The organism is Ramlibacter sp. (assembly GCF_035548915.1).
GTDB lineage: Bacteria > Pseudomonadota > Gammaproteobacteria > Burkholderiales > Burkholderiaceae_C > Ramlibacter.
The window spans coordinates 22691-31872 of record NZ_DASZSE010000009.1; the positions used below are offsets into that span (position 1 = coordinate 22691).

A 9182-nucleotide genomic window follows, 5' to 3' on the forward strand; every position below is an offset into this window, starting at 1 on the left:
TATCGGCACCCCGGCAACAGGTGTAATCTCGCTCAGCAAGAGGACGCGCATCGCAAGCCATGGACCCAGAAGAACTGCAGAAGCGGTTGCACCGCGAAACGCTCGATTCCTACGACGAAGAGCTGGAACTCGAGCTCGAAGACCGCCCGTTCGATGCGAACGGCAACGAGATCGCGCTCACCGACGCGCAAAAGCAGGAACGACGACGCTACTTCGGCGAGCTGCTGCGCCTGCAGGGCGAACTGGTCAAGCTGCAGGACTGGGTGGTGGCAAGCGGCCACAAGCTCGTGATCCTCTTCGAAGGCCGCGACGCCGCGGGCAAGGGAGGCGTGATCAAGCGCATCACGCAGCGCCTGAATCCCCGCGTGGCCCGCGTCGCGGCGCTGCCCGCGCCGAACGACCGCGAACGCACGCAGTGGTACTTCCAGCGCTACGTCGCGCACCTGCCGGGCGCGGGCGAGATCGTGCTCTTCGACCGCAGCTGGTACAACCGCGCGGGCGTCGAGCGCGTGATGGGTTTTTGCAGCGACGAGCAGTACGAGGAGTTCTTCCGCTCGGTGCCGGAATTCGAACGCATGCTGGTGCGCTCGGGCATCCAGCTCGTGAAGTACTGGTTCTCGATTTCCGACGAGGAGCAGCACCTGCGCTTTCTCGCGCGCATCCAGGACCCGCTCAAGCAGTGGAAGCTGAGCCCCATGGACCTCGAGTCGCGCCGGCGCTGGGAGGACTACACGCGCGCCAAGGAGGTCATGCTCGAACGCACGCACATCTCGGAGGCGCCGTGGTGGGTCGTCGCGGGCGACGACAAGAAGAATGCGCGGCTCAACTGCATCGCGCACCTGCTGAGCCTCGTGCCCTACGAGGAGATCGAGCACACGAGCGTCGAGCTGCCGCAGCGCGTGCGGCACAAGGATTACGTTCGCCGGCCCGTGCCGAAGGACATGCACGTGCCGGAGAAATACTGACTTCGGCGCGCTGAAAGCTCAGCGCCGCCACGGATTGTTCGGGTGGCGGTCGTACCGGTTCGGCAAGCCGTCGTTGTCCTTGTCGTCGTCGATCGCGTCCGGCACACCGTCGCGGTCGCGGTCGCGGCCCATCCTCACGGCAACGGCCTGGTCGCGCGGCAGCCATGCGCCGCCCGCGAGCATCCAGCGTCCATCCGGGCCTTGCTGCCAGTGCGGTGCGACCCAGGTGAGGCCCACGCGGTTTTCGATCCACGAGCCGTTCACCCATGTGTAGCCCCCGTTGGTCCAGGCGTAGTAGCCGGGCGACCAGGTGAAGCCTTCGCGCGGGGCCGGAACGGCCTCGACGATCGGGGTGGGCGGCGCGACATCGATGGCCACGACGGCCGGGGTCGCGTGCGCGATCGTGCCGAGTGACATCATGGAGGCGGCGGCCGCGAGGGCCAGTACGAATTTGCGTTTCATGTCGAACTCCTGCTTGCTCTGTTGAAGCGATATGACGACACGTTCGCGCATCGCGCGGGTCCTGCCCATCGGAACGGTGCGCGGCTGCCCGTCGGAAAGGTCCGGCGTGCGGGGACGGCGCAACCGCACGGCCGAGCCACCTCGCGCGCGCGGGCCCGAGTCAGGGCATGATGCGGCTCATGAACGGTCCCACAGCGCCGCAGAAGCCCCCCCAGCCGCAGCCGCCGCAGCCGCCGCGCCCGCCGGGCGCCCTGCCGCCGCGCAGGTACTGGCTCTTCTTCGTGCTCGTGCTGCTTGCCAACTACGTGTTGATGAGCTTCCTCTTTCCCGGCGCGAACTCACCGCTCACGATTCCCTACACGGCATTTCGCGACGAGGTCGGCAAGAGCAACGTGCTGTCCATCTACAGCCGGGGCACGACGATCGAGGGACGCTTCAAGTCGCCGGTGACCTGGCCGCGCGCGGGCGAGCCGAAGCTGCCGCCGCGCCGCGGACTGCCCGCGGAAGCGAACGTGCATGCGCCGCCGCGCACGTCGGACACGTTCACCACGGAACTGCCCGCCTTCTTCGATCGCGGGCTCGAAACCTTCCTGCTCGAACACGGCGTGGAGATCAGCGCCGTGCCCATTCAGCAGGGCAACTGGCTGTCGACCCTGCTCTACGGCTTCGGCCCCGCGATCCTCTTCATCGCCTTTTACGTGTGGATGTATCGCCGTGCATCGGCCCAGGGCGGCGGGCCGATGGGCATGGGCGGCATCTTCGGCATCGGCCGCAGCAAGGCGCGCCGCTACGACGCCGACGCGGACAACCGCGTCACCTTCAACGACGTGGCGGGCATCGACGAAGCGAAGAACGAACTCGTCGAGATCGTCGACTTCCTGCGTTCGCCGGACAAATACACGCGCCTCGGCGGCACGTCGCCCAAGGGCGTGCTGCTGATCGGTTCGCCGGGCACGGGCAAGACGCTGCTCGCGCGGGCCGTCGCGGGCGAGGCGGGCGTGCCGTTCTTCTCGATGAGCGCCTCGGAATTCGTCGAGATGATCGTCGGCGTGGGCGCGGCGCGCGTGCGCGATCTCTTCAAGCAGGCACGCGACAACGCGCCGGCCATCATCTTCATCGACGAGGTCGATGCGATCGGCCGCGCGCGCGGCGCCTTCGCCATCGGCGGCGCGAGCGAGCAGGAGCAAACGCTGCAGCAGATCCTCACCGAGATGGATGGCTTCACCGGCCGCGAAGGGATCATCGTGCTCGCGGCGACCAACCAGCCCGACGTGCTGGATCGCGCGCTGCTGCGGCCCGGGCGCTTCGACCGGCGCGTCGTCGTGAATCTTCCCGACAAGGTCGGACGCGAAGCGATTCTGAAGGTGCACATCCGCAAGGTGCCGCTCGCGCCCGACGTGCGGCTGGAGGAGCTCGCGCAGGCCACGCCGGGCTTTTCCGGCGCGGACCTGAAGAACCTCGTGAACGAAGCGGCGCTGCTCGCGGCGCGGCGCAACGAAGACGCGGTGCGCCAGACGGACTTCCTCGATTCGCTGGAGAAGATCGTGCTCGGTCCCGAGCGGCCGCTGCTGCTCACGCACGACGACCGCGAGCGGATTGCCTATCACGAAGGCGGACACGCGATCCTCGGCATCGTCGTGCCGGGCGCGGACCCGGTGCACCGCGTGAGCATCGTGCCGCGCGGGCAGGCGCTGGGCGTCACCTACCAGCGGCCGCAGACGGACCGCTACAACTACCCCGAGGATTACCTGCGCGCGCGCATCGTGGGCATGCTGGGCGGCCGCGCGGCCGAAGAGATCGTCTACGGCACGAAGACCACAGGCGCGGAAAGCGACATCGAGCAGGCCACGCAGATCGCGCGCAACATGGTCACGCGCTGGGGCATGAGCGACAAGATCGGCATGGTGCAGCTCGCTCCGCGCGACAACGCCTTCCTGCGCGGGCCGACGAGCTACGGCGCCGACAAGCCGTTTTCCGAAGACACCGCCAACCTGATCGATGCCGAGGTGCACCGCATCATCCACGAATGCCACGAAGAGGCGAAGCGCCTCCTGAACGAGCATCGCGACGCGCTGGACAAGCTCGTGCTCGCGCTCCTGCAGAAGGAGACGCTCGCGGAGGAGGAGATACTGCAGGCGACCGGCCTCCGTCCCGCGGCGGCGCCATTCGCGGGTCCGATAGGAAGAAGCGGCGCGCACTGAAGCGCCGCGCATCTCGTCACTTGCCGAAGACGAGGCTTGGCAGTCCGAGCGCGAGAACCGGCACGAAGGTGATGAGGACCAGCACGCCGATGAGTGCGATCGTGAAGGGCACCGCCTCGCGAAACACCTCGTGCAGCGGCGCGCCCGCGATCTGCGCGGTGAGGTAGCTGATCACGCCCGAAGGCGGCGTGAGCTGGCCGATCATCAGGTTCAGCACGACCACGACGCCCAGGTGCACGAGGTCGATGTGATACGCCGCCGCGATCGGCACGAGCACCGGCACGAGCGTGACGAGCGCGACGGCCGGCTCGAGCGCGAGGCCCCACAGCAGCAGCACGACGTTGATGAGGGCCAGCATCGCCCAGCGGCTGTCCGTCATCGCGAGCAGCCCCTTCGCGAGCGATTCGCCGATGGCCATGTTCGCGACCAGCCACGAGAAGATGCCCGACGCCGCGATCGTGAGCATGATGAGGCCCGAGCTGATCATCGATTCGCGCACGATGCGCCACACGCTCGCCCAAGTGAGCTCCCGGTAGACGAACTTGCCCACGACGATCGCGTAGACGACGGCCGCGACACCGGCTTCCGTCGACGTCGTGACGCCGCTCATGATGCCGCCGAGGATGATGACCGGCATCGCGAGCGCGGGGCCGGCGCGCCATAGCGCCTTCAGTGCCTGCCTCGGGCTCGCGCGCGCGGACAACGGGAAGTCGCGCCGCCGCGCGACGATGGAGGCCGTCACGAGCAGGTACGCCCCCATGAGGAGGCCCGGGACCGCGCCCGCGAGGAAGAGCCGCCCCACCGACACTTCCGTCACGAGCGCGTAGACGACGAAGGCGATCGAAGGCGGAATGATCGGCCCCATCGTCGATGCGGCGGCGACCACCGCGGCCGCGTACGCGGGCGGGTAGCCCTGCTCCTTCATCGCGGGGATGATCGAGGCGCCGATGGCCGAAGCATCGGCCACAGCGGAGCCCGACACGCCGGAGAAGACCATGCTCGCGAGGATGGCGACGTGCGACAGGCCGCCGCGCACGTGGCCCACCAGCGAGCGCGCGAAGTCGAGCAGCCGCGTCGTGATGCCGCCCGTGTTCATGAGCTCGCCGGCGAGAAAGAAGAACGGGATCGCGAGGAACGCGAACGAGTCGATCCCCTGGACCATGGAAGAGGCCAGCACGTTCAGCGGCACTTCGCCGTTGGCGAACAGCACGAAGACGAGCGAGGCAAGCCCCATCGCGAAGAAGACGGGCACGCCGATCACGGCAAAGCCCATGAAGGCCGCCATGAGGAGGCCGAACGAAAGCGCCTCGCGCACTCAGCGCTCCCCGGAGCCGGGCCGGTTGCGCAGGTGGGCGCGCATGCGCGCGGCGAACGCGACGGCCATGAGCAGCGCACCCACCGGAAGCGACCAGTACTGCGCGGGCTGGTCGAACGGCAGGGAGGTGAAGCCGATGCCTGCCATCGCATCGATGAGCTTGAAGCTCGCGAGCCCGTACACGGCGATGAAGACAAGGCACAGCAGCATGCACGCGAGATCGCGACCCCAGCGCATGCGCGCCGACTCGGACCAGCCCATGAAGTCCGCCGAGAGATGCGAATTGCGCCGCACGCCGACGTAGCCCGACAGCATCGTCGACCACACGAGAATGAAGATGCTCGCCTCCAGCGCCCAGGCGAGCGGCGCGTTCAGCACGAAGCGGCAGACGATCTGCGCGACGCCGATGGCGAGCAGCGCAAGCAGCGCGAGCGCGAGCAGGCCCTCCACCGCGGCGTCGAGCCAGCGCAGCATCACTTCACCGCCTGAATCTTCTGGATCGTCCCCTTGGCCCACATCTCGCCGTCGAAGCGCTTCGTCACTTCGTCCGCCGCCCGGCGAAACCCCGTGAGGTCGGGCTCGACGATCTCCATGCCCTGCTTCTTCAGCACGTCCAGCGATTTCTCCGCCACGTCCCACGTCATCTTGCTCGCCCACTTCTCCGTCTCGGCCGCCGCCTCGCGCATCGCGGTCTGCTGCGCGGGCGTGAGGCGCGCCCACTTGTCCGCGGCGATGAGCACCATGAGCCCCGACTGGATGTAGTCGATGCGCATCGCGTACTTCTGCACCTCGTAATATTTGGCGCCCGCGATCGCGTCGAAGCCGTTGTCCTGGCCATCGACGAGGCCCTGCTTCATCGCGAGGTACAGCTCCGACGCCGGAACGGGCGTCGGCGATGCGCCCCACGCCTTCATCACCTCCAGGATCGTCGGCGTCTCGGGCACGCGGATCTTCAGGCCCTTCATGTCTTCCAGCTTCGTCACCTTGCGGTTGGACGTGGTGAGCTGGCGCGGCGCGCGATCGGAGACGTAGCCCACATAGGTGAAGCCCGCTTCCTTTTCCACCGGCGCGAGCATGTCGCGGAAGGTGGGCGACATCATGTAGTTCTTGAAGTGCGCCTGGTCGCGGAAGACGTAAGGTGCGAAGAGCGCGTTGAAGTCCTTGCCGCCCTTGGCGATGGCAAGCGTGCCGGTGTCGGCGAGCATCATGTCGATCTGCCCCGTGCGCAGGCCCGCGTAGTTCTGCGGCAGACTCCCCAGTTGCCCGCCGCCGAAGGACTGCACCTTCACTTCGCCCTTGGTGCGCGCATCGACCTCCTGCGCGAACCGGTCGGCGATCGGCCCCCACACCGGCGGCGGCGCGACGTACGCCATGCGCAGCGCGTGCTGCGCGAAGGCCGAAGGAACGAGCGCCGCGAATGCGATGGCGGCCGCGGCGAGACGGCGAAGCGTGGTTTCGATCATGCGGATCTCCTCATCTTGCGCGCCGCGAGCCTCACTCGCGCGCGGCGAAATAGTCCTCGTACCGGCTGCCATTGGACACCAGCACCCCGCCGTCGACATCGAGGGAAGTCCCGGTGCACATGGCGCTTGCCGGACCGGCGAAGAAAGCCACGGCCTCGGCGATGTCTTCGGGCATCACCCAGCGGCCGAGCGGCACCGTCTTCACGACGGCCTCGATGCGGCGTTCGTCCAGGTTGCGAAGGATCATCGGCGTGAGAGTCGGCCCGGGGCAGACCGCGTTCACGCGGATGTTGTCGATGCCGAACTCGAAGGCCGCGTGCCGCGTGAACCCGAGCACACCGCTTTTGGAAGCGGTGTAGGCGGCGTCGCCGGAATACGAGATGCGCTTGCCCGCGACGGAGGCGATGTTGACGATGCTGCCGCCGCCCGCGGGCTTCATGATGCGCGCGGCCGCCTGCGTGCACAGCATCGTGCCTTTCAGGTTGATGTCCAGCACGCGGTCCCAGTCTTCGCCGCGGACGTTGCGGATGAGGGCCTTGCTCTCGATGCCCGCGCTGTTCACGAGCACGTCGAGCCGGCCGGCATCGTGCGCGATGGATTCGAAGGCCTCTTTCACGGCCGCGGCGTCCGACACGTCGAGCGATACGAAATGCGCGTGCGGCAGATTGTCCCGCAGCTGCGCGATCGCCCCGGCGTCGCGATCGAGCACGTAGACCTTGCAGCCTCGGTTGGCGAAGAGCGTCGCGCATGCCGCCCCGATGCCGCTCGCCCCGCCCGTCACTGCAACGACCCGAGGTGTCTCTCCTGACGCCATGGCGACTCCAGATGGGAATGCGCGAGAGACCGGCGTCGTGCCGGCCTCCTTCGGGGGTATAGTAACGATCGCTACGATCTGCCCGCAAGGCCCGGGCATTGGGGAATACCATGAGCACAGTCGCCAACCTCGAGGCGGCCCATCGCAATCAGGTGGCGCCGCGCGTCTACGCCTACGACCTGGAGGCCTTGCCCTGGCGCGAAACGCCGCGCGGCACCGCGCGCGAGAAAGCTGTGCGGCGCGACAACGAGCGCGGTCTCTTTCTCGGCCTCATCACGTTCGATCCGATGAGCCGCTCGGGTCTGCATCAGCATCTGGGAACGGCGAGCAGCTACTTCCTCGCGGGTTCGCTCACCGACCACCAGGCGACCACGCGGGAGGGCCACGTCGGCATCAACCTGCGCGGCGCGACGCACGACGCCGTGACGTACGGCGGCGCCACGCTCGTCTCGCGGCTCGAAGGCCCGGTGGTGATTCCGGACGGCGGCCTTGCCATTCATCCGCACGCGGACCAGGGCCCGGTGCGCAACCACCATCCGGAAACGCCGCCCGACATCACGATCGAGCTCGAGCGCACGCTTGCCATCGGCACGCGCTTCGCGGGTGTCGTGCGCAGACCGCTCTTCGACTATGCGGGCACGGGCGATGTGCGGCGCATGTGCTGTCTCACGCTCTGGCCCGGCGGCGGTGCGCGTGCCGTGCGGCACAGCGCGCTCACGGACCTCTTCGTTCTCTCCGGCGACCTGCGAGTCGATGGCGTCGTGGTGCACGGCCCTTCGTTCGTGATCGTGGAGCCGGACACCGCGGTGACGATTTCAACGCAGTACGGCTGCTCGCTGCTCGCCTGGGCGGAAGGCCCTGCGGTCAGCGAGGAAGACCCGGGCGCGGAGCTCTACGGGTTCAACTAGAGGCCCGAGCCCAGTTCGCGCGCCCGCGCGCAGAGTTTCAGGAGCAGTTGCTGGAACTTGCGCAGTTCGCTCGCGTCGAGCGCCTCGTAGAGCTGCGACTCGCGGCGCGCCGCGTGCTTGCCGATTTCGGTGTAGACGTCCCAGCCGCTCGCGGTGAGATAGAGGTGGCGCAGGCGCCGGTCGGCTTCGTTGCTTTCGCGCACGAGGCGGCCCTGGGCTTCGAGGTTGCGCACCGCGCGCGACACGATCATCTTGTCGAGGCCGGTGTGATCCGCGAGTTCTTGGGCGGTGACGCCCGGGTGGTCCGCGAGCGTAAGCATGACCCGCCAGTCGTTCAGGTTCATGTGGAAGCGCTGTCCGAATGCCGGCGCGAACGGCCTGGCGGTGAGATTGGTCAGCACCCAGAGCTGGTAGAAGGGCGATTCGTCCGTGTGCAGCAGTGCATGTCGGGCAGCGCCCTTGCGGGGTGGCGTCATGCGGAGAATTCTAGGGTCCTGCCGCGGCGACGCGAGACTCTCCGTCATGTCCAGCTCGCTCCCCGTCATTCCCGGCTCACTCCTCGTCATTCCCGGCTCACTCCCCGTCATTCCCGGCTCACTCCCTCGTCATTCCCGCGAACGCGGGAATCCAGTGGCGTCCTCCCCCTTCGCGGTTGCTCGCGAAATCCAGCTCTCCACCACCTCGCCGCAAAGCTGCGTGTGGGCGGGCCGCGGCGCGCGCTACGGCGTCCGTCGTGCTGCGCTTCGCGCAGCCCTACCGGATTCCCTGCGCCGGGCGACCCCGCGCCCCCGCGGCGCAACTCACTACGAGTTTGGCGCGCACGCCAAACTCTCCGTTCGAACAAGCGCCGCGAATCAGAACACGTACGCGCCGCGCGATACGCGCCTGCGGCGCTCTCGTCGCCGCGCTGGGGCGCGGGGCACACCCACCGCAGGCGCCTGTGCTTTATTGCGCGCCGCAGCCCGCCCACACGCAGCTTTGCTGTGAGACCGTGGCACACCACCGGTGGCGTGCCCCTGTGCATCTGCAACGCCGCGTGCGGCCGGGCCGCGGC

At 68.1% G+C, this 9182-nt stretch carries 9 protein-coding genes; 3 read left to right on the top strand and 6 right to left on the bottom strand.

The features are described 5' to 3' along the window. Positions 1-59: 59 nt before the first annotated feature. Positions 60-965, top strand: a complete 906-nt coding sequence (gene ppk2 / locus VHA82_RS02350; RefSeq protein ID WP_325539879.1) for a polyphosphate kinase 2 — start codon at positions 60-62, stop codon at positions 963-965. 18 nt (positions 966-983) lie between these two features. On the opposite strand, the gene VHA82_RS02355 is transcribed toward ppk2, so the two are convergent. Next, on the bottom strand, positions 984-1427 hold the full coding sequence (locus VHA82_RS02355; protein WP_325539881.1) for a hypothetical protein: 444 nt from the start codon (positions 1425-1427) through the stop codon (positions 984-986). A gap of 179 nt (positions 1428-1606) precedes the next feature. Between VHA82_RS02355 and ftsH the strand changes: the two genes are divergently transcribed. Continuing rightward, a complete protein-coding gene (gene ftsH / locus VHA82_RS02360; protein WP_325539883.1) occupies positions 1607-3628 on the top strand; it encodes an ATP-dependent zinc metalloprotease FtsH in 2022 nt (673 codons plus the stop codon). A 16-nt stretch (positions 3629-3644) separates the two neighbouring features. Here the strand turns inward: ftsH and VHA82_RS02365 are convergent, their stop codons facing one another. The 4 genes from VHA82_RS02365 to VHA82_RS02380 are packed head-to-tail and all read right to left on the bottom strand — an operon-like array spanning position 3645 to position 7220. Next, complete coding sequence (locus VHA82_RS02365; RefSeq protein ID WP_325539885.1) at positions 3645-4943, bottom strand: TRAP transporter large permease; 1299 nt, start codon at positions 4941-4943, stop codon at positions 3645-3647. Then, positions 4944-5417, bottom strand: coding sequence for a TRAP transporter small permease (locus tag VHA82_RS02370; protein WP_325539887.1), 474 nt, complete (start codon positions 5415-5417; stop codon positions 4944-4946). Continuing rightward, positions 5417-6406, bottom strand: a complete 990-nt coding sequence (locus tag VHA82_RS02375) for a TRAP transporter substrate-binding protein (RefSeq protein WP_325539889.1) — start codon at positions 6404-6406, stop codon at positions 5417-5419. The genes VHA82_RS02370 and VHA82_RS02375 overlap by 1 nt, the downstream gene beginning before the upstream one ends. Positions 6407-6437: 31 nt before the next feature. Further along, positions 6438-7220 (bottom strand): SDR family NAD(P)-dependent oxidoreductase, encoded by a 783-nt coding sequence (locus VHA82_RS02380; RefSeq protein WP_325539891.1) that lies wholly within the window; start codon positions 7218-7220, stop codon positions 6438-6440. 110 nt (positions 7221-7330) lie between these two features. Here VHA82_RS02380 and VHA82_RS02385 point away from each other — a divergent pair, with 110 nt between their 5' ends. After that, entirely contained in the window at positions 7331-8128 is a 798-nt protein-coding gene (locus VHA82_RS02385) for a cupin domain-containing protein (RefSeq protein ID WP_325539893.1), read from the top strand. Here VHA82_RS02385 and VHA82_RS02390 read toward each other — a convergent pair. Further along, complete coding sequence (locus tag VHA82_RS02390) at positions 8125-8604, bottom strand: MarR family winged helix-turn-helix transcriptional regulator (protein WP_325539895.1); 480 nt, start codon at positions 8602-8604, stop codon at positions 8125-8127. The two genes, VHA82_RS02385 and VHA82_RS02390, sit on opposite strands and share 4 nt — an antisense overlap. Between the last annotated feature and the right edge of the window lie 578 nt (positions 8605-9182).